Source organism: Oceanobacillus sp. FSL K6-3682 (assembly GCF_037976165.1).
GTDB classification, from domain to species: domain Bacteria; phylum Bacillota; class Bacilli; order Bacillales; family Amphibacillaceae; genus Oceanobacillus; species Oceanobacillus sojae.
In genome coordinates this window covers 1,492,347-1,516,058 of record NZ_CP150263.1, presented here as the reverse complement: position 1 = coordinate 1,516,058, position 23,712 = coordinate 1,492,347, and the positions used below count along the sequence as shown (strand labels likewise).

Below are 23,712 nucleotides of genomic sequence, written 5' to 3'. Positions count from 1 at the left end.
TGGGATACAGAATAAGCTCGTTATCTGCCGCATTGTTTCTGCAATCTATTCATTAAAAAAACAACTTATTTTATTTTGAAAGGAGCCATAAAAAATGCGCAGAATTGCTCTATCTTATCCACTGGGTGTTGACACACCACGTTTTTCTGAGAATCCGCCGGTCAGTATGTGGCCGCAGTTTTCCACAGATCATGGAGATGTATTTAATCAATCATTTTATATGGCCATAAATCACTGCGGTACACATATGGATGGTGCAAATCATTTTAATCCCGAAGGAAAGCAATTGTGGGAAAATCCGATTGACACATTTGTTTATGAAAGCGTATTAGTAGCAGATATTCCCAAATCCGATGACGAGTTAATAACAAAAAAGGATTTAGAAGTATTTTCTGAGGCATTAGGTTCTTGTGATCTAATTATTGTCCGGACCGGCTTCTATAAATATCGGGATGACGCTTACCGTTATGGCCAGCATAACCCAGGCTTCACCAAAGATGCCGGGGATTTCCTTATGGAATTCTCAAATATAAAAGCAATTGGTATGGACCTTCCATCTGCTGCCGGCGCACAGAATGTCAATCCACATGGTGTAGAGTTTCATCAATCCGTTCTTGGATTAGGCAGAAAGGATGACCAGGCGATTTTAATTATTGAAGATATGAAATTAGATGAGGACTTAACCGGCATTGAACGTGTATATGCTCTTCCACTTCTCTTGAAAGGCTTGGACAGCGGTCCTTGTACGATTTTAGCTGAACTGAAAGACTAAAATAATGAGCACCTGTCTGCAACAGACAGGTGCTCATTGTCCACAGTTCGTATATTTTATTGATTTCCTCCAAATTGGATGAAGTAAATAATTACTTAGTATGCTTTAACTCGGTGAATGTGCCGTATATTTTCTTACTTCAGGAGGTGTATAGTCGGAGATAAATACTTCTATCTCTTCCAGCGAATCCGTGAATAAGATACGCTCTCTATCTTGCACGGATAAAAACCCATTCTCTACCATTTCATCATAAAATCTGGCAAGACTGTCATAGTATCCATTTTGATTGAAAAGAATACATGGATTTTGATTCTGACCAACTCTTGCCCAGGATATGACCTCTGCAATTTCTTCGAGCGTTCCCGGTCCGCCAGGCAGTGCTATGTAGCAATCGCTTAACGCAATCATTCTATTTTTTCTTACGGACATAGAATCAACGATTTCTAATGTTGTCAGATTGGCATGGCTTAATTCTCTTTCAACCAGAAAATCAGGAATGATCCCAATAACTTCACCGTTATTTGCCAGAACTTCATCGGCAACCACACCCATTAATCCTGCTTTTCCCCCGCCATATACCAGCGTATTATTCTTTTCAGCTATCCATTTTCCAACCTTCTGTGCTGCATCTTGGTAAGCTGTATTACTTCCAAGGCTTGCACCACAATATACAGCAATATTCATAACATTTCTCCTTCCCCATCCTATTCTAACATAAGGAAACAATTTAAAATAACGATTCAACAGCAAAATCAGCTTATTCCATAAGCAGCTGGTCCAAACGGGCAAGCTGTTTTTTTAATACAAAATAGTATAAGGAATGTTCAAAAAGTGCTCAAATGATAAGCGGCGAGGTAATGACTTTCTTGCTTCTAATTTTGGGATTGCGGTTACTTGCCCCATCCAAAAACTTTGACTACTTTTGAACACTTATTTATACCAACTTCTAAGGGGGATTTTTATTATGGTTAAAATTTATCTTGATCCTGGACATGGCGGTACTGACCCGGGAGCAGCCGGAAATGGTTTGCAGGAGAAAAATGTCACTTTATCGATTGCTTTAAAAGCAAGAGATATCCTTAACCGCGATTATGAAGGTCATAGTATTCGTATGAGCAGGACAAGCGACACGACCCGGAGTCTCACGCAGCGTACAAATGATGCGAACAGCTGGGGAGCTGATTATTTTGTCAGTATTCATATTAACGCCGGCGGCGGCACTGGATATGAGGATTATATCTATAACGGAAGTGTATCTAACAATACACTAACGTACCGTGATAAAGTACATGCAGAGATTATGAAGCAGGTCGACTTTAGAAACCGCGGTAAAAAAAGAGCGAATTTCCATGTGCTGCGTGAATCCAGTATGCCGGCAGTATTAACAGAGAATGGCTTTATTGACACGGTTGCTGATGCAAATAAATTAAAATCGGATGCCTATCTTAACCGAATTGCCACAGGGCATGCAAATGGAATTGCACAGGCTCTTGGATTAAAAAGAAAATCTGGCGGTGGCAGCAATACGTATACTATTAAATCTGGAGATACACTTTGGAGTATTGCCCAAGCCCATAATCTGACTGTGCAGCAATTGAAAAATTTAAATGGATTAACAAATGATACGATTTATCCGGGTCAGGTATTGATTGTCAGCAGCGGTGGAGCTGTTTATTATACAGTGAAGTCAGGAGATACTCTCTGGGGAATAGCCCAGCAATATAATACAACTGTAAATGCGATTAAGAGCCTCAATGGATTGACCAGTGACGTTATTCAACCAGGTACACGTTTGAGAGTGGAATAAGTGAGGATCCCCCTGCTTCATGGCGGGGGGATATATAATTATTATATCTCTTAATTGAATGTATTCAGCAAATTTATTATAAAATCTTCAAGCTCAAATATATATCCGCCCTTATCACTGTGAATAAAAAATACAGCATCATCGTCTATATGTTATTATAAAGGCAACTTACTGTAACAGAAGGGCAGTGATTTAATAATGGCATATATCTTTGTCCACGGTCTTGGTCAAAATGCCTCCAGCTGGCAAAAAACAATAGAGTACATAGATATGGATACACAACAAGTTGTTTCACCTGACTTATTTTCATTACTTGAAGGCAGCAAAGTGGACTATCATAATCTGTATCATCTTTTTTTCGATTATTGTGAAAGTTTCAATGGCCCAATTCAGCTTTGCGGCCTTTCCTTAGGCGCAATTCTTTCCTTAAATTACGCAATTGACCGCCCAGAAAAAGTGAACTCTCTTATTTTAGTTGCCGCACAATACACAATGCCTCGGTTTCTTCTCTCCGTGCAAAATGGTATTTTTCAAATACTGCCCAATTCTATGTTTCAAAAAATGGGCTTACCTAAAAAGGATGTGATTCAATTAACCTCATCTATGAAGAAATTAGATTTCAGCCATCAATTATCGGATATATCCTGTCCAACCCTTATTCTGTGTGGAGAAAAAGATAAACCAAATAGAAAAGCAGCTGAACAATTAAGCAGCCTAATCAATGGTGCAAAACTGGAAATTATTAAACAGGCCGGGCATGAAGCAAATGTAGATAATCCGGAAGGACTGGGAGAAATAATTAAAATTTTTTGGAATCAGACAGCATCATCCCCATTTTAAAAAGGCTTCATAAAGTGGAGTCTATCAAGTTCACCACTTTTATGAAGCCTTCCTTTTATACAAAAGCCATTATCGCAGCGCCTGTTTAACCTGCCTGATATAATAAAAACGGACAATAAAGAAATACACAATCTGTATGATTAAGAACAGTCCCAGAACCATAGCTGATTCCTTTACCAGACTGTAGAAAAACATATGGGACAGCGAAGTTAATGCTATTGCTCCATGAACCAGTGCAACTGCTATTGGAGCAAAGAAAAGAAGTGCTGTTTGTCTGTTTAATACCTTCTTTAATTCTTTATCTGTCAGCCCCATTTTCGTTATTGCCTGGAATTTTTTCTTATCTTCATCTAAATCGGAGTAGAGCCGGAAATAAAGAAAGCTTCCTGCTGATACGAAAAAGACAATACCAATAAATAAGCCGACAAAAAGAATTGGACCATAAGCTTTATTTACTGCATATTCTTCATACTGACCTATGCTAATTCCTTCTGTAGATAATTTCTCATCTAATTTTTCTGCTATCTGTAAAGGAATCTCATTATCCTCTGCTTCCTGCCAAGCATAGTAATTTTCCTCCGCCGCAGATTCGGGCAAGCTCTCAAAATCATGATCAGAAACAACATAGTACTTTGTAATAGAAGGCAATACATTGGATAATACCAACTGTGCCGGCTCTAATGTATTATTTTCATCCAATTCAAGCACCGCATCTTTTAGTATATCCGCTTCATCTGTACCTGAATTGTCTCCGCCACTACTAAGCAAAATCATTTCTGGGCTTACCAAAACAGGAGACCCATCTTCTATCTGGAGAGTTTCATTATCACTTAAATCGGCAATTCGGTTATAATCGGATTCCTTTGTAATAAAGACTCGCGATTCATCAGACACTTCATAGTAATGAAGCGTTATTTGGTCCTTATCCATGTCAATATTTGCTTCCTGCAGCGTTTCATCAATATATGAAACATTTGCTTCCTCATTTCCAGTATCATAGTCTTGATAGGAAATAGTAGTTTGATGCGCCTGTTTTATTCCAGCGGTAAGGAAAGATTGAAAACCATACAACGAACCGATGGCACTAAAAGCTACGGTAGAAATAATTGCTACTAAGAAAAAAGATCTTGCATTATCCTTCATTCTAAAAGAAAGATCTGACAGCAATATCATATTTGTTTTATACCAGAAAACATTCTCATTCTTCTTTAATCGCCGGATAATAAATACACTTAATTGCGTAAACAGAAGATATGTGCCAATAATGACAACAAGGATAACCGGTACCATTGCGACAATCACCTTTAATCCATCTACTGTCAAAGCAACCGCATATCCAGTTCCAAGTAAAAGAACTGCCAAAATGGTTAAAAATAGATTGGCTTTCGGCTCTCCTTTTGACTTTTTATCGCCTTTGATTAAATCGATCAATTTCCGGCTCCTCAGAACGTAGGATACAAATAAAGAAATCAGGAAAAACAACACCATAAAACAGCCAAAAGTCAGCAGAATTGGCTGCGTTGGAAAATAGAAAGGCAGTTCATTATCAATAATAAGCACATTTTCTGCAATCAATAAAATACCTTTTGAAAAAACCAGTCCTAACCCAATACCGCCGATTGTAGCCAGCAGGCCAATAAACATATTCTCCAAGAATACCATTGAGCGGATCTGCTTCATGCTCATCCCTTGCATCATCAATAATCCGAATTCTTTTTTCCGTGATTGTAAGAAAGAACTCATCGAATAAAGTACAAAGAAAAAGGAGAATACATAGATAATCCCTGCAGCCACATTCATCCCAAAGCTGACATAGGAATCCATATTATTCCCAGTCAGCTGCGGGTGAGAAGCAAATATAGAAAATGTAAAAAATACCATTACTGTAAAAAGGCTGGTCAAAAAATAAGCAGCATACAGCCGTTTATTCCGGATGACATTATTAAACGCGAACTGACGAAAAGTCATTGGAATCCCCTCCCATTAATGAGAGTGTGTCAATTATCTTCTGGAAAAACGCCTGCCGGTTATCTCCGCGGTGAATTTCTGAATAAAACTTCCCATCCCGGATAAACACAACGCGATTACAATAACTCGCAGCCTGTGGGTCATGTGTTACCAAAAGCATCGTTGTTTTTTCCTTTTCATTAATGGATTCCAGCATTTCCATCACATCTTTGGAGGATTTTGAATCCAGATTTCCTGTCGGCTCATCCGCTAAAAGCAGCTTCGGCGTGTGAATCATTGCCCTGGCAACAGCTGCTCTCTGCGCTTGTCCCCCAGAGATTTCATACGTTCTTTTATTCATTATTTCTGTTATTCCCAGCTTTGCAGCGATGTTCTTTGCTTTTTCCTTCATTTCACTTACCTTTTTACCGTCAAGTGTTAATGGCAGCACCATATTTTCTTCCACGGTCAAGGTATGAAGCAAATTAAAATCCTGAAAGACAAACCCTAACTCCCGTCTGCGGAATTGCGCCAGCTTTTCCTTTTTCAGACGATGCGGATCCTTTCCATTTATTAAAATTTCACCTGTAGTCGGTTCATCAATCGTAGCAATCATATTCAATAATGTTGTTTTACCGCTTCCAGAAGGCCCCATAATCCCTACAAATTCATTGTCCTCTACGATTAAATTAATATCTGACAATGCACGATAGGAAACCTTTCCTTCATATACTTTACTGACCTGTCTTACTTTCAGCATAAAAATACTTCCTTTCTTATCATTTAATGTAACCTTAGTATATCGCTGTTCTTAAGGAAGAAACTATCGAAATTCCTTTCAGTTACCTTACATTGTTGTAAGGTTTTGCGTCTCTGAAAAAATAACCCGAAATGTTGTACCATCTCCAACCTGTGATTCAAATTCAATGCGATGATGAAGGTACTCCACTGCCTCTTTTATCAAATACAGCCCCATCCCGGTAGATTCTCTGAATTTCCTGCCATTTTCTCCAGTGTAAAATGCATCAAAAATGCGTTTCTTATCTTCTTCCGGAATCCCTACTCCAAAATCCTGCACTTCCAATATTGCTTCTTTTTCTCTTTCATAGATAGAGATAAGAATCGAATTGCTTTTTCCAGCTGAGTACTTTACTGCATTTAAGACAAGCTGGGTTAAAATAAAGAAAAGCCACTTTTCATCTGTCTGTACAGTCAGCCCTCCTGTTCTTTCTTCCACCTTAGGATAGACTTTATTACGTATGTAAAATCTTTTATTTTCTCCGTTCACCTCGTGCACCAATGCTTCCAGATAGATTGGCTTGATATGAAAATCCTGCTCAATTGTCCGCAGCCTTGCCATATAAAGAATCGTATTTAAACCTGATTTCATCCGCTCAGTTTCCTCTCTGATACTGGAGGAATCCGGCTCGTCCAGATTCTGTGCAGTAAGCTCAATCACAGAGATAGGTGTTTTCATTTGATGCACCCAATGATCCATCAGTTTAAGATGTTCCTCCCTTTCCTTTCCAATCTTATTTATTTGCTGCTTATAATGTTTATATTGACTCCGTAAAAGTTCATTCAAAGCATCCGAAACCGGGTGCTGATCGTGCTTTTGAAGTGATTCATCCAGTGTTTCTAAAGGTCTGCTTAAACGCTGATAAAACGTTCGCCGACTGAAATATTGGTAAAAAAGATAGCAGGTAAGAAAAAAGAAGCCGATAAAAATCGCATATAAAGCCGGCAGCAGATTCCGATAACCATCCAGCCAATAAATAATCAAAATGGAAGCAAATTGCAATATGTTGAGAGCAATCAGCAGAGCATGTTCCTTTAAAAATAGCTTCATTGCAAATCTCCTTTGTACCATGAGACATTTTTAATCGTAATAAATATCTTTTTCTATTTATACATCACTGCTTAAAAATACAAGCCTCTCAATTTCCTTAAATCCATTTCTTTTATAAAATTCTTCTGCAGGTATTCCTCTGTCGGTTAAAAGAGAAATAGTCGCAACCTCATTTGAACCTATTATTTCCTTCAAATAATCCATGAGCGCTTTCCCAATTCCTTTATTCTGCTGATTTGTGTTCACACACATCTCATTAATAAAAAACTCATCACCGCTCCACCATACCCGCCGTACTCCGAAAATAAATCCGACTATCTCGTTATTTTCAACTGCGGACACACCTAAAAATCCTGGAGTCTGATAAAAATCTGATAAGTATTGTTGCGCTTTTTCTAATGTCCATTTATCATTCCACGGTTCCTCATTAAAAACATTTAAAAACAGTTTACTGCATGTAAGTAAATCGCATTCTTCAACAGTTTTAAATTGCATGTTAACACTCCCTTTTTAATTACATCATTCTTTATTACGCATACTTTTCAGGCGGTAACCAACACCTCTGACCGTTTCAACACCGTCCTCAATTCCGACAGACTGCAGCTTTTTTCGTACTCTTGTTATATTAACGTTTAACGTATTTTCATCTACATAGGTCTGGTCATCCCACAGCTTTTCCAGCAAATCTTCCCTGCCGGCAACACGCGGATAACGGTTCATTAACGTTTCGATGATATCTGCTTCTTTTTTAGATAAAAACGTATCTTTTCCAGCAAAAGTTAATTCCAAACGTTCAGGTAAAAGCTTCAGGTCTTCTACCTCCAAAAAGCGTTCTTTGACATCCTGCGCATATTCTCCATAAGCACGGCGCAGCTGGCTTCGTATTTTAGCCATCACAATTTCTGCACTGAACGGTTTAGTTATAAAGTCATCGCCTCCGTTCTCGAGCGCCATTACCTGATCCATTTCTCCTGTCCGAGCTGAAATAAAAATCACCGGGCAGGTAGATTCTTTGCGGATTTGTCTGCACCAATAAAAGCCATCATAGCTTGGTAAATTAATATCTAAAAGCACTAAATCAGGTTCGGCCTTTTGAAAAACATCCATAATTCGCTCAAAATCCGTAACAAAAGATACTTGATAGCCATATTTTTCGATATAATCCTGTAAGTGCCTCGAAATCTTCGGATCGTCTTCTACTATCATAATGGTTTGCATCTTTATTCCCCTTTTATGTACACTTTGTTTTTAATAATTATTGCATAGTTTGAAATGAACCACAAAAATAGAGGAAGCATTTTCACCTTACAAATATGTAAGGTAACTGTAAGAATAAACGATTTTTATAGCCTGCCTCCTTCTTTACAATAAAGTTAAGAATAAAAAGTGAAAAAGGAGTGCTATTTTATGAAAAAAGGAGTAAAGGGGTTAATTGCGATCCTCATTATATTAACAATTGCAGCAGTAGCCATCCAAAAAACCACTGCCGGCATTATTCCATTGACAGACTGGTTATTACAGCACCCTGTAGAAACCTATTACGTAGAAACGTCAGAAGATAATTACGAAAAGCTGTGGAACGGGAAATATAAATATGTCTTTTTAGGCTATAACGAAGAAGGCGATGAACAGCAAATTACAAAAGTGATGAACAAAGAACTGCGGCCGAACGCTTTTCTACGTATGGATGCATCGGGCAGCTATGGAAAGGGCTGGATAGAAGTTTTGGAAGAGGATATTCCAGAAAATCCTTTATTGCAACTGAATTAAAAACAAGAGGTAATAGTCAAGAAGATAAAAATAGCTAGAACCATTTTTGAATTAGGAATTACGGATAATATCCTAAAAAAACAGGAGTATCTCCCTCTTAAGGGAATACTCCTATTATATCATTTATCTGCATATGTGCTTTATGAAAAATTCAGCTCAATAACTGCTTCTCTCTTACTTCTCATCTACTTCAAGATTTTCTCCATCTTCCAATAAATCTTGAGATTCTTCTGCTCCAGGCTCTGGATCAAGCTCTTCTTGTCCCACATCTTCACCTGCACCAGACTCCGGATAGATATTTTCCGGTCCTTCACTAAAATCTGGCGGATTAGGCGGTGCAGAAGCATTATTACTAATTCTGACCTCTACTGTATAAGTCATCGGTACAAATTCATTAAATACACCCATATCAACGACTGTTCCCTTTAGTTCTGATGAATCAACATACTTCACAATATAGTTAATATCAGCACCCTTTGATTTATATTGCTCATAGAACAATTTTGGCAAATCACCTTCTGATTGGCCGCGGAAATCATGTAAATATGGTCTGCCCTGCGAATACGTAACGGTAACACTCTTATCATCTTTGTTCGTCAGCTTCGTATCCGGTTCAACAGATTGTGAAATAAGCGATCCATAGGCAACATCAGCGTGAAAAGCATGCTTCACCGTCACATTTAAATCCGGATAATTCATGGCTGCCTCTTCTGCAGTTAATCCAGAAAAGCTTGGAACGATTACAGCTTTACCTGCAGATACAACAACTTCCATCTTATCTCTCTTCGCAATTTTTTCGTCTGCGGCTTCACTTTGACTGATAATATTTCCTTCTTCAACACTGTCAGAATCAGCCTCTTCATAGGTCATCTCGACTTCATTCTTTTCTGCCCATTTTTCCACTTCTTCTTTAGCAACTCCAGTAAAATCAGGGATGGTAATATTCTTCTCAAAAACCTCTTCCCCTTTTGAATAATAAACAGCTGCACTATCTTTGCGCTTATATTCTGATTCTGCAATATTGCTATCCTTGATGGAAAATTTGATAAAGTCTCCAGCTTCTATATCATCACTATATTCTGTCACCATCTGCAGATTTTCTGCCTTATTTTCATCAATCCAGGTCTGTGCTTCCTCCTGGGTCATTTCTGAAAAATCAGCAAGCGGAATAATCTCTTCCGGGTCTGCACCTAAACTGCTGGTTAATTTCAATGCTTTCCCTTTTCTAATTCTGTCACCTTCAGCTACGCTTTGCGAAATAACCTGATTCGCATCATATTCCATACTGTACTCCTGCTCTAATTCAACCTCGACATCATTCTCGCCGGCCCAGGCACGGACTTCCGAAACTGGCTGGTCTACAAAATTTTCAACCTTTACATGAACAAGCATATAATAAATGAAGAAAATCAATAGACAAGCTAAAACAGACCCTGCAATAATCAGCCACATCCGCAGTTTTTTCTTCCTTCGGTAATCCAAATCAATCTCCACTTCCTCTTCTGCATCCTGCCGGCGGCTGCTTCTGGAGGAGACAGGTTCAGAAACCGGGGTGGTCTCACGCTTATGTACGGCTTCTTCCTTTTCCACAGCAGAAGCTTGTTCCTCCTGCTTCTGCTGTGGTTCCTTTTCTTCCTGCTTCTCAGCTTTCTTTTCTTCCTTATTATTTATTTCCTTGTCTTCTTTTTCGTTCACCAGATCATCATATTTGTCTTTATTAAATTTTGATAAAAAATCACTCATAAGAAGTCAGTACACCCTTCCTCAAACGGAAAGCCCGGTCAGACTGCAGGGCAATTTCATTGGAGTGAGTTACCACAATGACACATTTCCCATGTTCATGTGCCAATTTCTTAAAGATTTCAATGATTTCCTGCTCCATCTCTTCATCAAGATTTCCTGTCGGCTCATCGGCAAGAATTAATTCTACATTGGTTGCCAGAGCGCGAGCAATAGCCACACGCTGCTGTTCTCCCCCGGAAAGTCTGTTCACAAGGCGATCAGCTTTGTTTTTCACAATACCGATGTAATCCAGTAAGTTATAGGCAACTGTTTTTGTATCTTCCGGAATTTCATTTTCTGTAATAGACATCGGAACCAGTACATTTTCAACAGCTGTGAAAGTCGGAACCAGATTATAGCTTTGGAAAATAATTCCGACATTATTGCGGCGATACTTTTCGTACCCAATTTTCTTAATATCATCTCCGTTAAATAATACCTCTCCGCTATGCGGTGAATCCAAGGCACTGAGCAATGATAGCAAGGTGGTTTTTCCAGATCCGGACTGCCCCAAAATCGTATAAAACTTTCCCTTTTCAAAAGAGATTGATGTATCCTTTAATATATAACGGCGCTGTTCGCCATCCTGATAATAATAATTTAAATCCTTCGCTTCTAATATCATCATTTCACCTCTCTACAAATATGTGTTCAAAAAGGGCGGTAAAAAGGACCGAGAAGTTCAAGGCAGCGTAGCTTTGAGTAGCGGAATGTATGCTTTTAATACATGAGCAACGGAAAAGCAAGCTAACGCAGAAATTCGATGTGTCATTTTTATTGAACTTTTTGAACAACCTCTATTACATCAGTATTTTCTTTGGATTCAGCCTTACAATATATATAAGCGGAATAATTGTTGAAATTAAGATTGTTACCAGACCAACACCATAGAAGCCCAGAACATAACTGGAATTAAGCGTTACTTCATAGGAATCCATAACATCCTCTGCTGTCAAATCCGTATTAATACCTTCGTAGTAATATTCTTCAAAGTACTCATCTTGGTTATCATCGGCTTTCATCATTGTATCGGATACCTGCTGTGCGAGAAGGTTTCCGCTGAATAGCGATAAGGTAATACCAATGACGGCAACGACCATCACTTCAATTAAAATCTGTCCGACAACCCGGCTTCTTTTCTCTCCCAGAGATAAGTAAATGCCCAATTCACGTTTGCGGTCCCGTAAAAACAGTAAAACTACTAAACCAGTAATCAACACAGTTGCAATTACCGCAACAATTAAAACATATTTCGCTAATTTCGACATCGATTCTATCGGTCCGGCAATATTGTCGTACTGGTCACTTGCACTGATTACTGAATAAAGCTCAGGCAGTAATGGTTTTACTTCTTCTGTAAATGCTTCAATGTCTTCCGGATTATTCAAATAATAGATAGGTTCATAGTATTCAAATGATTCGTCTTCCCCTTCCATCATCTCAGCAAGTTCTTCATCGGCCTTCAGATACTCTTCCCAGTTAAATTGCGTTTCATCAATTACAATTTCATTAGGAACATATACTGTATTGTGATAATCCATATCATCCGTAAGAATCATCATGTCACTATCTGAATTTTCATCCGTTTCTTTCTTCGCTTCTGAAGGTTCAAATAATCCAATTATCTCCAATACAACATCACGGGAGTTAACGATATCATCCTCGCCAGTTTCTTCGTCATACGTATATACATCATTCGCTAAAGTGAAGGTATCTCCTACATTCAAACTATTTTCATCTGCCAGTTTTTGAGAAATAATTGCCACAGAGGTACCTTTTTCAATCTCATCATCTGTAAATACACGGCCATCTGCTAACTCCGCTTTTCCCTCTTCAAAATCAATTACCGGGGCGTAGTTAATCCCCTTCAGTCTGAAATCCGTACTTGGACCTTCAACTATATAGTCGACATCCGATTCTTCATCATGGTAGCTCTCTACACTCTCTGATCCCAACCAGGTAGACATACTGTAATCATAATATTTCACATAAGAAAGCTCACCAATTTGTTTAATTAAATCTACACTGATTTCTTCCATCTCTAATGATTCCAGCTCTGATTCAGACATTGCGTCCCATTCATCATAATCAATATCAATTGTTGCTGCAGTTCCAAGTCTCTCTTTAATAGTGGACTCCACATTTCCAGTTGCCTGCTGAATGGAAATAGCACCGGATATTAAATTCCCTAAAATAAAAATAACTGCCAATAAAATTAAAGACTTTCCTTTTTTTCTTGTAATTCCTAAAAACCCACGCTTGATAAAATTCATTACTGACCCCCTCAACTAAATAATGACAACGACTTCTTTTAAAGGATAAATATTACATGTTTTTCAATGTAACTATCCAAATTCTCTCTCTAATGGAGCCGCTCACCTCATTCTAATTATTCATTTTTGTCATACTGTATTAATACATTAAGACACACATTTAAATGTATTATATTCGTAATATAATAGAAATACAATAGTAATCTAGAAAATTATCCAAATTTTTCTTTTCTTTAATAAATGCATAAAAAACTGTATCTATTCCACCACAAAGTTCTGGTTATTTAATAAATACAGTTCTTTTCTCTTTAGACATTTTATGCATTATCCAATCTCAAAAGCGTTTTTTCTAATATCTTATGTGCAAATAGCCAAGTCATCAGTGAGCTACCCCAGATCATCCCATCTAAGATAGCTCCTTATTCATTTAAATATTCTCCTGCCTCAACGTCTCAACAATATTATCCTTCTTCAATTTAGAGGTCGAATAAAGCATGGCAGCTCCGACAATGATAAAGACCGCCAGAATGACAATTCCGATATAAACCCAAGGTATTTGAAAACGATATTCAAAAGCACTCCTTGTTTGTAAATGAATCCAGTACATCACCACAAAACTGATTGGCAGTCCGTAGATTAACGACTTGATTCCGTAAAACAGACTTTCAAACCGAATCATTTTACGAAAAGCCTTTGGCGTCATACCAATGGATTTCATTGTCGCAAATTCTCTTTTTCTTAGTGCTACACTGGTTGAAACGGTGTTAAAAATATTAGCAATGGAAATTAAAGTGATTAGCGTAATAAATCCATAAATAAAGACGGATAAGGCTAAAGTGATTTGTTTATCCTGCTGTTGAAAGGCATATATATTACTTATTTCCAAGCTGCTTCCAGGTTCAAGCTCTTCAATAGCTTCCTCTACCCCGTAAGGATCATCTGAAGTTACATATACTTCCCAGCTTCTATCATAACTATCAGGCAAATTTTCCGTCAGTTCATTAAACGTTTGTTCATTAACAATGACAGACAATGTATTGGGTGAAGTATAAAAATTTCCCATTGGAAAATTATCTGTAAGACCTATCAGCTCAAGCTCTTCAGAATCCGAAAGTTCCCAGTCATCCTTTTCCTCAATATAGTATTCCTGACGAAAAGGCAGTTTATCACCTTCATGAACATTCAACATCTCTGTTTCCACATATTTATTATTATGGTCCATATAATTTACGGTGTTAACTAAAACAGCCGGCTGCTGCTCATCAGATGCTGCTGGAATATTATTTTCACGAAGATAATCACCCCAGTCTTCTGATGAGAGACCTATTAGTTCTAAAGTATAGCCCGTTCCTTCTTCATACATCTCAATTGAGTCATCATCCAGGCCTTCTAACGTATCTCCTGCAATCTCTTCAGGTATAACGGCAGAGAATCTCATATTCTGATACATGATGCTTTCCTCTACATCCTCCATCGTTTCTATTGCAGGGTATATATCAGCCAAATTATTATCATTAGAGTAGTATTCTCGAATAGAAATATCATAATTCTGTTCATCCGACTGTAATTCATAGGACTTGGTCAGCGTATTTGTGAAAAAACCGACCGATAAAAATAAGATAATACTAATCATTAAAGAAAATACAGTAACATGGTAGCGCTTTTTATTTCTTTTTAAATTCTTTAAGGCAATCTCTGCTTCATAGCCAAACAGCTTCTGGACAAAACGATTTGTTTTGATTTTCTTCTTGGTAAGCTTAACATCCTTCGCCTGACGGATTGCATCTATCGCAGTAATTTTAGATGCCCGGACAGCAGGTATCCATGCAGAAATCATAATGGTAAGTAAGGATACTGCAACAGCTATAATAAATATAGCGGGAGTTACAACGAGACGAATTTCTGAATTAAAGCCTGCGCTTAACAGCATTTCACTAATAAAATGCAATGTAACGCCAATTCCTAATAGTCCTGCCCCAATTCCAACAGGGATACTAATCAGGCCAATAACCAGCCCTTCAAATAACACGGAGTTCCGTTTTTGCCTTTTCGTTGCCCCGACACTGGAGAGCATTCCTAAATATCGGGAACGTTCAGATACAGATATGGCAAAGGCATTATAAATTAACACAATCGATCCAACCATAATAATCACAATGATTACCGTAAGCAGTCCCGATAATGTTGCTACCATACCGCTATTTACGGAGATTAAATACGTATCTAATAGTGGAGTATTTGTCCCCATATTTTCAGCATTAATATCTAAATCTTCCCGTAATTTCTCTAAATCATCAAATAGTGAATGACGTAATTTCTTTACATTAACATATGCACCATCAATCTCTGACGAGGATAATCCATCTGTATACGACAGTACAGTATACCCTGCCGACCAAGGATTATCCCAAAGAGGTGTTTCTATTTCACCGACAATTTTAAAGTCCTGTTTTTCCTGATTGCGTAACTCCTCCTCAATGCCATCTTCACCTTCATAGATGGATTCATCCTGAACTAATGGTCGATTTTCCTCCTCATTCAACGCATACCTCTCACCAATGTCCAGCTCAATCGTATCTCCGATCTGATAGGGGAAATCTTCTCCCTTTAATTCCTCAGAAATAGCAACCTCATTCTCATTTGTTGGAAGCTTTCCCTCTTTCAGCTTCACTTGCATTTGCTCTATTGCTGTTTCATCCATCGCACGGACATAGAGGTATCTTTTCGTCAATTGGTCGTTTAAAGGAGCAAATCCCAATTCCTCTACAAGCCCTATAGCATCTGTATTATCATCTGCCTGAATGGCTTTTATTTGCTCTTTATCCACATCCTCCACAGCATAATGCCAATCACCGTTATAGGAGATGGCATCCCGCTGCTGCATATCGATAAAAGAGACTCCTAAAGACGCAACAGCTGTAATCATCGCTACAGAAATAATAACGCCAAAAATTGTAACGAGCGTCCTGCGTTTATTCTGCTTAAGATGTCTCAGGGTTACTTTGTTGACAATATTCATGGACGAATCACCTCGTCCTTGGCAATCGCTCCGTCCTCTACCTGAATGACACGGTCCGCTTGTAAAGCAATCCGGTCATCGTGTGTAATAACCACCAATGTCTGATTGTATGTTTTATTAAACAGCTTTAACAAATCAATGATTTCCTTACTGTTTTTGCTGTCCAGATTTCCTGTAGGTTCATCAGCAAGAATAATAGATGGATTGCTGATCAGCGCTCGACCAATGGAAACCCGCTGCTGCTGTCCGCCGGATAATTGATTCGGCAAATAATCCAGACGCTTTTGCAGTCCAAGTATGTCCACAATTTCCTTGAAATGCTTTTGATTTACTTTATGTGCGTCTAATAACATCGGCAGATTAATATTTTCTTCTACTGTTAAAATCGGCAGGAGATTGTAGAATTGATAAATCAACCCTATTTGCCTCCTCCGAAAGATAGCCAGCTGCGTTTCATTTAATCCATAAATATCAGTCTTCTCGATAAACACCTTTCCACTTGTTGGCTTATCAACTCCTCCCAGCAAATGAAGCAGGGTTGATTTCCCTGAACCAGAAGGTCCAATAATCGCTACAAACTCCCCCTGTTCCACAGAAAAAGATACATTATCCAATGCCTTTACTGCTGTGTCACCTTTCCCGTACACCTTAGACAAATTTTCAATCCGCATTAATTCCATTCCGTTTCCTCCTTGTTACTTTCTATTAACTACTACTTTAATTGTCTAAAATGACGGAACAGTGACAATGATAGTGACAATATTGTCACTTTATTTTAAAACACGTGTTCCAAAAGCTGCTAAATCTCGTTCGCTTATCAATTGCGAGTTTTTTGAACCTTCTTTTAGACGACCCGCTTATAAAATTTCAAAATAAAGACGGTTCCTTCCCCCGGCTTACTAAGGACTTCAATATCTCCCTTCTGGTTAGTAACAATTGAATAAGCCATAGCAAGTCCAATACCAACACTTCCCTCTGCTGCATGACTTCCCTTATAAAAACGTTTGAATATATGTGAGAGCTCATGTTTTTCAATTCCCGGCCCATTGTCCCTGATTCTGATTTCTGTAAAAATAGCATTCTCTTCATAAGAAATAGTAATTTCTCCACCATTTGGTGTGTGTTCAATTGCATTCTTTAAAATATTAATACAAGCTTCTTTCGTCCAGTTTTTATCACCCATAAAGGTAGTTTTCTGAGCTCCTTCTATCTTCAGCTTTATTTCTTTCAATTCAAGAGGTATTTCCATTGGTGCAGCAGCTTCTTTTACCAGCTGGGGCACTTCCACTTTTTCCTTACTGAATAAAACAGTCCCGGCATCCATTTTGGAAAGCTTTAATAAGGAAGAAACAAGCCACTCCATCCGCTCCAATTGCTTACGGATATGGTATGTAAATTCCTGCCGTTTTTTCATATCCAAATTCGGCTCGCTTAATAAATCAGCCATCACCGTCATCGAGGTGAGCGGTGTTTTTATCTGATGGGAAATATCTGAAATCGCATCCGTCAGCTTTTCTTTATCCTTCTGCAATCCTTCCTGCTGTTCAGATAACATCCTTGTCATTTTATAGATTTCATTTTTTAATATACTCAGGTCGCCCTCTCTGTTATCGCGGACATCCAGTGTCGTATCTCCTGCCATGATTTTTCGTAAATAACTAGACAGTTGAATGATTTTCCGGTAACGCCAAACCATCCATACGATATAGCAAATGGCCAGGCTGCCGCCGACAATAGCAATAAATAAAGCAGTTACTGGTGAATGCATAAAACCTGATAGAATACCGATTCCCAGAATCAATATAGTTGAAGTGAGAAAGACACTTATTTCTTTATTTCTTAACATCTTCTGCTGCCATCCTGTATCCCAGTCCTCTGACTGTTTCTATTAACGCCGGTCTTTGCGGATTATCCTCTATTTTCTTTCGGAGCCGTTTAATATAGACTGTAAGTGTATTATCGTTAACAAACTCACCGGCCGCATCCCATATCATTTCTAAAAGCTGCTCCCGTGAAAGAATCTGTCCGCGATGGTTGATAAAAATCATTAACAGCCGATATTCCAGTGCTGTTAGAGCAAGTTCAGCATCCGCCTTATATACTTTTCCCTCTAACGGTAATACTACTAACGAATCAATTTGGATAGAATCTTTTTCCTTTGTACCATTCTTTTGATAACGTCTGAGCACGGTTTTAATCCGTGAGCTTAACTCACGGATACGAAATGGCTTCGTAATATAATCATCTGCCCCCATATCCAATCCCATCACTACATTTACCTCATCATCGATAACTGTGAGAAAAATAACTGGGACATCTGCATTTTCTTTTACAAGCCGGCATAAATCATAGCCGCTTCCATCAGGCAGTGATAAATCAAATAAGCATAAGGAAATGCTGTTTATGTCTGTATTGATTATTTTCTCCGCTTCTTGCACCTGATGGCACACAAAAACCTCGTATCCCTCTTGATTTAAGGAATACTCCAAGCCGGAAGCAATCGTTTTATCATCCTCTACAATGAGTAATTTCATAGCTGTCCTCCTATTTCTCAGTTTACTGCTTGTTAACTGATATCTATTAGTCATTATACAAATGAATTACAAAAATTTATAGAATAAAAATGCCTTTTTCACTTTTTCTTCTAAAATTTTCAGGAAATTATTATTGGCTTATTCTCCATTTAAAAGAATCTATCCTGTTTCCAGCAAAGTGTTGCTCTTGTTTGCTTTAATAAACAAATAACTTTTTATTTTTTCTAAATTCGCCTATGATAAAGATATTATTTAAATTTAACTACATACTATTTTAGGTGATTAGAATGACTGAAAAAATACAAAAGCCCTGGCTGTTCATTATAACAATCGGGCTGGGAACATTACTTAACCCATTGAATTCTTCAATGATTTCAGTGGCATTAACAAGAATGCAGCATGAATTCACATTAACATTTGCCGATGCCAGCTGGCTTATTTCTATATTCTATCTGGCAAGTGCGGCCGGCCAGCCTGTAATGGGAAAATTAAGTGATATGTTTGGTCCGAAAAAATTATTTATAGCAGGATTAATTCTCGTAGCTGCGGCTTCTGTGCTGGCGCCGTTTTCGCCGAATTTCCTTTCACTTTTAGCCTGTCGTGCACTGCAGGCAATTGGCAGTTCAACATTATTTCCCAGCGGGATGAGCATGGTCAGGACGCACATTACAAAAGGACAAGGTAAAGCACTGGCTGTATTATCAGTTTTTGCTTCAACCTCAGCAGCGTTTGGACCCTCCATTGGCGGTTTTCTGATTGCATCATGGGATTGGCATTCCATTTTTCTTATTAACTTCCCATTTATTATATTGTCCTTTGTATTGGCTTTATTTGTTTTGCCAAATACAGGGCAAGGAAAATTTGAGATAAAACGAATTGATTTTATTGGAATAGGCCTATTTATCACAGCAATCGTGGGTATCATACTATTTTTGCTGTCACTGGATCAAAATGTTCGTTGGTGGGCATTATTCATGTTTATAGCTGCAGGAACCGTATTTTATCTATATGAAATAAAACAGGCGGAGCCTTTTATTGATATGAAAGGATTAACGAAAAATCATACCGTTTCATTGATTTATGTGCAATTTATGAGTATTAACCTGATTTATTATTGCTACTTTTTTGGATTTCCTACATTTCTGCAGCAGGTTCGTAACTATAGTGAACAGCACACCGGCTTGATTATGTTAGCACTGGCAGGCTTCGGTGTAATTGTTTCTCCACTTGCGGGCCGTATCATTGATAAATATGGCTCCAAGTTGCCAATGGTTATAGGAGCAGCACTGCTCTTAGTTGGTACAGGTCTCCTGTTAACATATCATGAAACATCTCCATTGTTATGGCTGCTCGTCATTATGGCCGTGCTTGGAATGAGTAACGGCTTCAATAATATTTCTATGCAAACAGCACTTTATGAACATGTAAAACCGGAAGAAACAGGTTCAGCATCCGGTCTATTTCAGACTAGCAGGTATTTAGGTTCGATTTTATCTTCCAGTTTACTTGGGCTGACATTTAACCGTCATTTAGATGATCAGCATTTACATCTGGTCGCGATTATTTGTTTTGTTTTCTGTGTCATTGTACTTGCTTTGGCTTTGAAGCTGCCTGGTAAAATGAAGATGAAAAGCTATTGATTTCTGAACGTTGATTTTCCATGGACCATATGGTGTTCTTATAAAAAATGGGGAGAAATGCTTTATGAAATTAAGTAAAAAAGAGATTCAATTCAGTAATCACATGATGTATTATACACATATTGAAACAGGCTCCAACGCTATTTGTTTTATGTTTTCCGGGTCAGATTATAATTATGATAAGCCTTTATTTTACTATGCCACCATGGCAATGCTGCAAAATAATATTGATATTATTCATGTTCACTACGCCTATGGAAATGATTTATTAAAAAAGCCGCTTATAGAAATAACAGAAATAATGATGGAAGATATTCGACCTGTTATTTCTGATGTCCTAAAAAATAATCAGTATACAGAAACAATCTTTTTAGGTAAATCACTTGGAACCATTCCAATTGCTAACAACATAATGAAGAATGAGGAATCCTTAACATCAAAAATGATACTGCTTACTCCTCTGCTAAAATTTGATGCGATTTTTGATTCCATCTTGAATAGTCAGCATCAAGGTCTTCTCGTTATCGGCGACAAAGACCATCACTATAATTCGATACAGATTAGCCAGTTAATGAAAACAAACTTTAAGCTTGACGTTGTTCCAAATGCAAATCATTCTTTAGATGTTGATACCTTTGATGCGAATCACTCCATCGCAGCATTATCAAAGATAATAGAAAAACTTCAAGAAACTATTTGCTGTAAGTAGCAAAATAAATGAGAAAGGTAATTTCATGAGTTCAAATCGCATATGATTTGAACTCTTTCTTTGGTTAATGTAACGATGCTTCACCAAAATAAACTTAATTTGTCACCCTAAAATAATATAGGTTGACAAACAAGTATTCATTCACTTATTCTATTAATATTACATAAAGAAAGAGGGAAGTACATTGAAGTTAAAAGATATGATGTTTATGTCACTATTCGCAGCAATTATGGGAGTTTTAGCTATTTTCCCTCCTATTCCAGTTCCCTTTATTCCTGTACCAATCGTAGCACAGACACTTGGCATCATGCTTGCTGGCGGTATATTAGGAGCAAAGCGGGGCGGACTCAGTATATTACTTTTCGTTTTTCTCGTTGCGGTTGGTGCACCATTATTAACTGGCGGACGCGGCGGCTTAGGTGTGCTTATTGGACCAACAGGAGGATATATTCTATCATATCCGATTGCAGCATGGCTTATTGGTTATCTAACAGAAAAAAGTATCCGCAGCCTGACCTATTGGAAGCTCGTATTGATCACAACCCTTGGCGGAGTCATCGTCATTAATATTATTGGCGTTACCTATTTATCTATTTTATCTAATCTTCCTTGGGGGCCGACTGCCATTTCAGCCTTGGTGTTTTTGCCGGGGGATCTTTTAAAAGCTCTTATAGCAAGTGCTGTTATTATAAAATTAAATCGGGTGTATCCTTTGATTGACAGTAAAAAGCGAAATACGTATTAGGTTGGTTAATCTGACAGATCAGCGTGTAGAAGAAGCAGCCTGAATTAGATTCAAGCTGCTTCGCTGTCATTTAACTATTCTGGCCGAATCATCCATTTGCTGTTTTTTTTCAGGTATCGGATGCTCCTCCAAAAAGTCCGTATTATAATCACCTGCTATAAAAACATCATGCTCCATAATTAGACGATGAAATTGGATTGTATGATGGATCCCATCAATTAAAAATTCATCCAGCGCCCGTCTCATACGATGAATTGCCTCTTCACGACTGGACCCATATGTAATTAATTTAGCAATCATAGGATCATAATAAGGTAGTATCCGATAGCCGGAATACACAGCTGAATCAACTCTTACACCTAATCCTCCTGGAGCCAGGTACATTTCTATTTCACCTGCTGAAGGCATAAAATTTTTAAAGGGATGCTCTGCATTGATTCTGCACTCGATTGACCAGCCCTCAAATTTAATATCATCCTGCTCGAAGGAAATTTCCTCATTGTTTGCGATTTTAATTTGTTCTTTGATTAAATCTACACCGGTTACCATTTCTGTAACTGGATGCTCTACCTGAATCCTTGTATTCATTTCCATGAAGTAAAATGCTTTACTTTTTCTATCAAAAATATATTCAATTGTTCCGGCACCTGTATAGTCTACTGCCTTTGCAGCCTGAACAGAAACCTCTCCCATCTTCTTCCGTATATCCGGAGTGATTGCAGGTGAAGGGGATTCTTCAATCAGCTTTTGAAGTCTTCTTTGGATGGTGCAATCTCTTTCTCCCAAATGAACAACACTGCCATAGTTATCCGCTAATATCTGAATCTCTATATGCCGGAAATCCTCAATATATTTTTCAAGATACACCCCGGGATTTCCAAATGCTGTTTCAGCCTCTTTTTGCGTAATGCGGATACCTTTAACCAGTTCATCAGCTGTCCTCACAATCCGAATACCTTTTCCTCCGCCACCGGCAGTTGCTTTTATGATAACTGGATAACCAATTTTTTCAGCTATTTCCTTTGCTTCTTCTTCACTTTCTATAATTCCATCTGAGCCTGGCACTATAGGAACTCCAGCTTCCTTCATCGTCTCTTTGGCAACATCTTTTATTCCCATTTTTTGAATAGCCTCCGGCGAGGGGCCAATAAATATAAGATTACACTCCCTGCAAATCTCCGCAAAATCAGCATTCTCAGCCAAAAACCCGTAGCCCGGATGGATTGCCTGAACCTTTGAAAGTGCTGCTGCACTCATGATGTTCGTGAAATTAAGATAACTGTCTTTACTCGATGCCGGTCCGATGCAATATGCTTCATCCGCCAGTTGAACATGCAATGCGTCTTCATCCGCTTTGGAATAAACTGCGACAGTCTCAATTCCTATCTCCTTACACGCACGAATTATTCGTACAGCTATTTCTCCCCTGTTAGCAATTAACAGTTTTTGTATCACTTGCTCCATCCCCTCACTTTACCTTTACTCTAAATAATGGCTGACCATATTCAACCATTTCACCATCTTCAGCTAATATTTCTATTATTTCCCCTGTAACTTCTGCTTCTACCTCATTAAATAGCTTCATTGCTTCCACAATACAGACCACTGTATACTTTTTTACCTCACTGCCTTCAGAAACATAAGGATCACTGTCTGGTGATGGTGACATATAAAGTGTTCCTACAATAGGAGATAGGATTTCATAATCATAGTCAGCTGTATCTTTAACATCTTCTATTTTCGCTGATGCGTCTGATGCAGTCCGCTCCTGCTCTTCTTTTACTGATGCATGCTCATGCACTGCTACTGCTTGATTCTGCAGTTCTGTGTTGGTGGTGTTGCTATTTTTTTTCATGGATATCGTCGTTCCATTTGCTTGAAAGGTAAATTCACTGATGGAGGACTGGTCTATTGACTTAATAAGTTCACTTATTTCTTGTATTTTCAGCATTTTTTTTTCACTTCCTTATCATCCAGTTTACAATAAAATATCTCTTTTTCAGCATATACTGATAGAGAAAATAC

General features: G+C 38.1%; 22 protein-coding genes. 7 read left to right on the top strand and 15 right to left on the bottom strand.

Annotated elements, in window-relative coordinates; translation table 11 throughout:
• Positions 1-94: 94 nt before the first annotated feature.
• The gene (locus MHH51_RS07740; RefSeq protein ID WP_339285385.1) at positions 95-772 is read left to right on the top strand and encodes a cyclase family protein; all 678 of its coding nucleotides are present in this window, start codon (positions 95-97) and stop codon (positions 770-772) included.
• A gap of 105 nt (positions 773-877) precedes the next feature.
• Here MHH51_RS07740 and MHH51_RS07735 read toward each other — a convergent pair whose 3' ends face one another.
• Entirely contained in the window at positions 878-1,456 is a 579-nt protein-coding gene (locus tag MHH51_RS07735; RefSeq protein ID WP_147209796.1) for a TIGR00730 family Rossman fold protein, read from the bottom strand.
• 280 nt (positions 1,457-1,736) lie between these two features.
• On the opposite strand from MHH51_RS07735, the gene MHH51_RS07730 reads away from it, so the two are divergent.
• Together MHH51_RS07730 and MHH51_RS07725 are read left to right on the top strand one after the other, a co-directional pair.
• Complete coding sequence (locus MHH51_RS07730; protein WP_339285383.1) at positions 1,737-2,579, top strand: N-acetylmuramoyl-L-alanine amidase; 843 nt, start codon at positions 1,737-1,739, stop codon at positions 2,577-2,579.
• 198 nt (positions 2,580-2,777) lie between these two features.
• Complete coding sequence (locus MHH51_RS07725; RefSeq protein ID WP_339285381.1) at positions 2,778-3,419, top strand: alpha/beta fold hydrolase; 642 nt, start codon at positions 2,778-2,780, stop codon at positions 3,417-3,419.
• A 69-nt stretch (positions 3,420-3,488) separates the two neighbouring features.
• Here the strand turns inward: MHH51_RS07725 and MHH51_RS07720 are convergent, their stop codons facing one another.
• The 5 genes from MHH51_RS07720 to MHH51_RS07700 all read right to left on the bottom strand — a co-directional run bounded on the left by MHH51_RS07720 (position 3,489) and on the right by MHH51_RS07700 (position 8,433).
• Positions 3,489-5,387, bottom strand: a complete 1,899-nt coding sequence (locus MHH51_RS07720) for an ABC transporter permease (RefSeq protein ID WP_339285379.1) — start codon at positions 5,385-5,387, stop codon at positions 3,489-3,491.
• Positions 5,362-6,126, bottom strand: coding sequence for an ABC transporter ATP-binding protein (locus MHH51_RS07715; RefSeq protein ID WP_147209800.1), 765 nt, complete (start codon positions 6,124-6,126; stop codon positions 5,362-5,364). The genes MHH51_RS07720 and MHH51_RS07715 overlap by 26 nt, the downstream gene beginning before the upstream one ends.
• Positions 6,127-6,213: 87 nt before the next feature.
• A complete protein-coding gene (locus tag MHH51_RS07710) occupies positions 6,214-7,215 on the bottom strand; it encodes a sensor histidine kinase (protein ID WP_339285377.1) in 1,002 nt (333 codons plus the stop codon).
• 57 nt (positions 7,216-7,272) lie between these two features.
• Entirely contained in the window at positions 7,273-7,710 is a 438-nt protein-coding gene (locus MHH51_RS07705; protein WP_156987304.1) for a GNAT family N-acetyltransferase, read from the bottom strand.
• A gap of 24 nt (positions 7,711-7,734) precedes the next feature.
• A complete protein-coding gene (locus tag MHH51_RS07700) occupies positions 7,735-8,433 on the bottom strand; it encodes a response regulator transcription factor (RefSeq protein ID WP_339285374.1) in 699 nt (232 codons plus the stop codon).
• A gap of 189 nt (positions 8,434-8,622) precedes the next feature.
• Between MHH51_RS07700 and MHH51_RS07695 the strand changes: the two genes are divergently transcribed.
• On the top strand, positions 8,623-8,985 hold the full coding sequence (locus MHH51_RS07695) for a YxeA family protein (RefSeq protein ID WP_339285373.1): 363 nt from the start codon (positions 8,623-8,625) through the stop codon (positions 8,983-8,985).
• Between the two features lie 174 nt (positions 8,986-9,159).
• Here the strand turns inward: MHH51_RS07695 and MHH51_RS07690 are convergent, their stop codons facing one another.
• From MHH51_RS07690 to MHH51_RS07660, 7 genes are all read right to left on the bottom strand, one after another.
• On the bottom strand, positions 9,160-10,728 hold the full coding sequence (locus MHH51_RS07690; protein WP_339285371.1) for a PASTA domain-containing protein: 1,569 nt from the start codon (positions 10,726-10,728) through the stop codon (positions 9,160-9,162).
• Positions 10,721-11,392, bottom strand: a complete 672-nt coding sequence (locus MHH51_RS07685; RefSeq protein ID WP_339285369.1) for an ABC transporter ATP-binding protein — start codon at positions 11,390-11,392, stop codon at positions 10,721-10,723. The genes MHH51_RS07690 and MHH51_RS07685 overlap by 8 nt, the downstream gene beginning before the upstream one ends.
• A gap of 175 nt (positions 11,393-11,567) precedes the next feature.
• Positions 11,568-13,040, bottom strand: coding sequence for an ABC transporter permease (locus MHH51_RS07680; RefSeq protein ID WP_339285367.1), 1,473 nt, complete (start codon positions 13,038-13,040; stop codon positions 11,568-11,570).
• Positions 13,041-13,467: 427 nt separating this feature from the next.
• On the bottom strand, positions 13,468-16,059 hold the full coding sequence (locus MHH51_RS07675; protein ID WP_339285365.1) for an FtsX-like permease family protein: 2,592 nt from the start codon (positions 16,057-16,059) through the stop codon (positions 13,468-13,470).
• A complete protein-coding gene (locus tag MHH51_RS07670) occupies positions 16,056-16,739 on the bottom strand; it encodes an ABC transporter ATP-binding protein (protein WP_147209809.1) in 684 nt (227 codons plus the stop codon). The genes MHH51_RS07675 and MHH51_RS07670 overlap by 4 nt, the downstream gene beginning before the upstream one ends.
• Before the next feature lie 164 nt (positions 16,740-16,903).
• Positions 16,904-17,905 (bottom strand): HAMP domain-containing sensor histidine kinase, encoded by a 1,002-nt coding sequence (locus tag MHH51_RS07665; protein WP_339285363.1) that lies wholly within the window; start codon positions 17,903-17,905, stop codon positions 16,904-16,906.
• Positions 17,892-18,593, bottom strand: coding sequence for a response regulator transcription factor (locus MHH51_RS07660; protein ID WP_339285361.1), 702 nt, complete (start codon positions 18,591-18,593; stop codon positions 17,892-17,894). The genes MHH51_RS07665 and MHH51_RS07660 overlap by 14 nt, the downstream gene beginning before the upstream one ends.
• A gap of 287 nt (positions 18,594-18,880) precedes the next feature.
• Here MHH51_RS07660 and MHH51_RS07655 point away from each other — a divergent pair, with 287 nt between their 5' ends.
• The 3 genes from MHH51_RS07655 (at position 18,881) to MHH51_RS07645 (ending at position 21,687) form a co-directional block, all read left to right on the top strand.
• The gene (locus MHH51_RS07655) at positions 18,881-20,233 is read left to right on the top strand and encodes an MFS transporter (RefSeq protein WP_339285359.1); all 1,353 of its coding nucleotides are present in this window, start codon (positions 18,881-18,883) and stop codon (positions 20,231-20,233) included.
• 64 nt (positions 20,234-20,297) lie between these two features.
• Positions 20,298-20,942, top strand: coding sequence for an alpha/beta hydrolase (locus tag MHH51_RS07650; RefSeq protein WP_339285357.1), 645 nt, complete (start codon positions 20,298-20,300; stop codon positions 20,940-20,942).
• Between the two features lie 184 nt (positions 20,943-21,126).
• Complete coding sequence (locus tag MHH51_RS07645) at positions 21,127-21,687, top strand: biotin transporter BioY (RefSeq protein ID WP_147209817.1); 561 nt, start codon at positions 21,127-21,129, stop codon at positions 21,685-21,687.
• A 66-nt stretch (positions 21,688-21,753) separates the two neighbouring features.
• Here MHH51_RS07645 and accC read toward each other — a convergent pair whose 3' ends face one another.
• Positions 21,754-23,142, bottom strand: coding sequence for an acetyl-CoA carboxylase biotin carboxylase subunit (accC, locus tag MHH51_RS07640; protein WP_339285355.1), 1,389 nt, complete (start codon positions 23,140-23,142; stop codon positions 21,754-21,756).
• A 13-nt stretch (positions 23,143-23,155) separates the two neighbouring features.
• Positions 23,156-23,638, bottom strand: coding sequence for an acetyl-CoA carboxylase biotin carboxyl carrier protein (accB, locus tag MHH51_RS07635; RefSeq protein ID WP_156987327.1), 483 nt, complete (start codon positions 23,636-23,638; stop codon positions 23,156-23,158).
• Positions 23,639-23,712: the final 74 nt, after the last annotated feature.

What these genes read in the sequence shown, in the direction of transcription:
- MHH51_RS07675 (WP_339285365.1), bottom strand. Translation starts at nt 16,059, where the DNA reads ATGAATATTGTCAACAAAGTAACCCTGAGACATCTTAAGCAGAATAAA.
- MHH51_RS07690 (WP_339285371.1), bottom strand. Translation starts at nt 10,728, where the DNA reads ATGAGTGATTTTTTATCAAAATTTAATAAAGACAAATATGATGATCTG.
- MHH51_RS07695 (WP_339285373.1), top strand. Translation starts at nt 8,623, where the DNA reads ATGAAAAAAGGAGTAAAGGGGTTAATTGCGATCCTCATTATATTAACA.
- MHH51_RS07715 (WP_147209800.1), bottom strand. Translation starts at nt 6,126, where the DNA reads ATGCTGAAAGTAAGACAGGTCAGTAAAGTATATGAAGGAAAGGTTTCC.
- MHH51_RS07660 (WP_339285361.1), bottom strand. Translation starts at nt 18,593, where the DNA reads ATGAAATTACTCATTGTAGAGGATGATAAAACGATTGCTTCCGGCTTG.
- MHH51_RS07720 (WP_339285379.1), bottom strand. Translation starts at nt 5,387, where the DNA reads ATGACTTTTCGTCAGTTCGCGTTTAATAATGTCATCCGGAATAAACGG.
- MHH51_RS07735 (WP_147209796.1), bottom strand. Translation starts at nt 1,456, where the DNA reads ATGAATATTGCTGTATATTGTGGTGCAAGCCTTGGAAGTAATACAGCT.
- MHH51_RS07685 (WP_339285369.1), bottom strand. Translation starts at nt 11,392, where the DNA reads ATGATATTAGAAGCGAAGGATTTAAATTATTATTATCAGGATGGCGAA.
- MHH51_RS07700 (WP_339285374.1), bottom strand. Translation starts at nt 8,433, where the DNA reads ATGCAAACCATTATGATAGTAGAAGACGATCCGAAGATTTCGAGGCAC.
- accB (WP_156987327.1), bottom strand. Translation starts at nt 23,638, where the DNA reads ATGCTGAAAATACAAGAAATAAGTGAACTTATTAAGTCAATAGACCAG.
- MHH51_RS07725 (WP_339285381.1), top strand. Translation starts at nt 2,778, where the DNA reads ATGGCATATATCTTTGTCCACGGTCTTGGTCAAAATGCCTCCAGCTGG.
- MHH51_RS07705 (WP_156987304.1), bottom strand. Translation starts at nt 7,710, where the DNA reads ATGCAATTTAAAACTGTTGAAGAATGCGATTTACTTACATGCAGTAAA.
- MHH51_RS07730 (WP_339285383.1), top strand. Translation starts at nt 1,737, where the DNA reads ATGGTTAAAATTTATCTTGATCCTGGACATGGCGGTACTGACCCGGGA.
- MHH51_RS07740 (WP_339285385.1), top strand. Translation starts at nt 95, where the DNA reads ATGCGCAGAATTGCTCTATCTTATCCACTGGGTGTTGACACACCACGT.
- MHH51_RS07650 (WP_339285357.1), top strand. Translation starts at nt 20,298, where the DNA reads ATGAAATTAAGTAAAAAAGAGATTCAATTCAGTAATCACATGATGTAT.
- MHH51_RS07710 (WP_339285377.1), bottom strand. Translation starts at nt 7,215, where the DNA reads ATGAAGCTATTTTTAAAGGAACATGCTCTGCTGATTGCTCTCAACATA.
- MHH51_RS07665 (WP_339285363.1), bottom strand. Translation starts at nt 17,905, where the DNA reads ATGTTAAGAAATAAAGAAATAAGTGTCTTTCTCACTTCAACTATATTG.
- MHH51_RS07670 (WP_147209809.1), bottom strand. Translation starts at nt 16,739, where the DNA reads ATGGAATTAATGCGGATTGAAAATTTGTCTAAGGTGTACGGGAAAGGT.
- MHH51_RS07680 (WP_339285367.1), bottom strand. Translation starts at nt 13,040, where the DNA reads ATGAATTTTATCAAGCGTGGGTTTTTAGGAATTACAAGAAAAAAAGGA.
- MHH51_RS07655 (WP_339285359.1), top strand. Translation starts at nt 18,881, where the DNA reads ATGACTGAAAAAATACAAAAGCCCTGGCTGTTCATTATAACAATCGGG.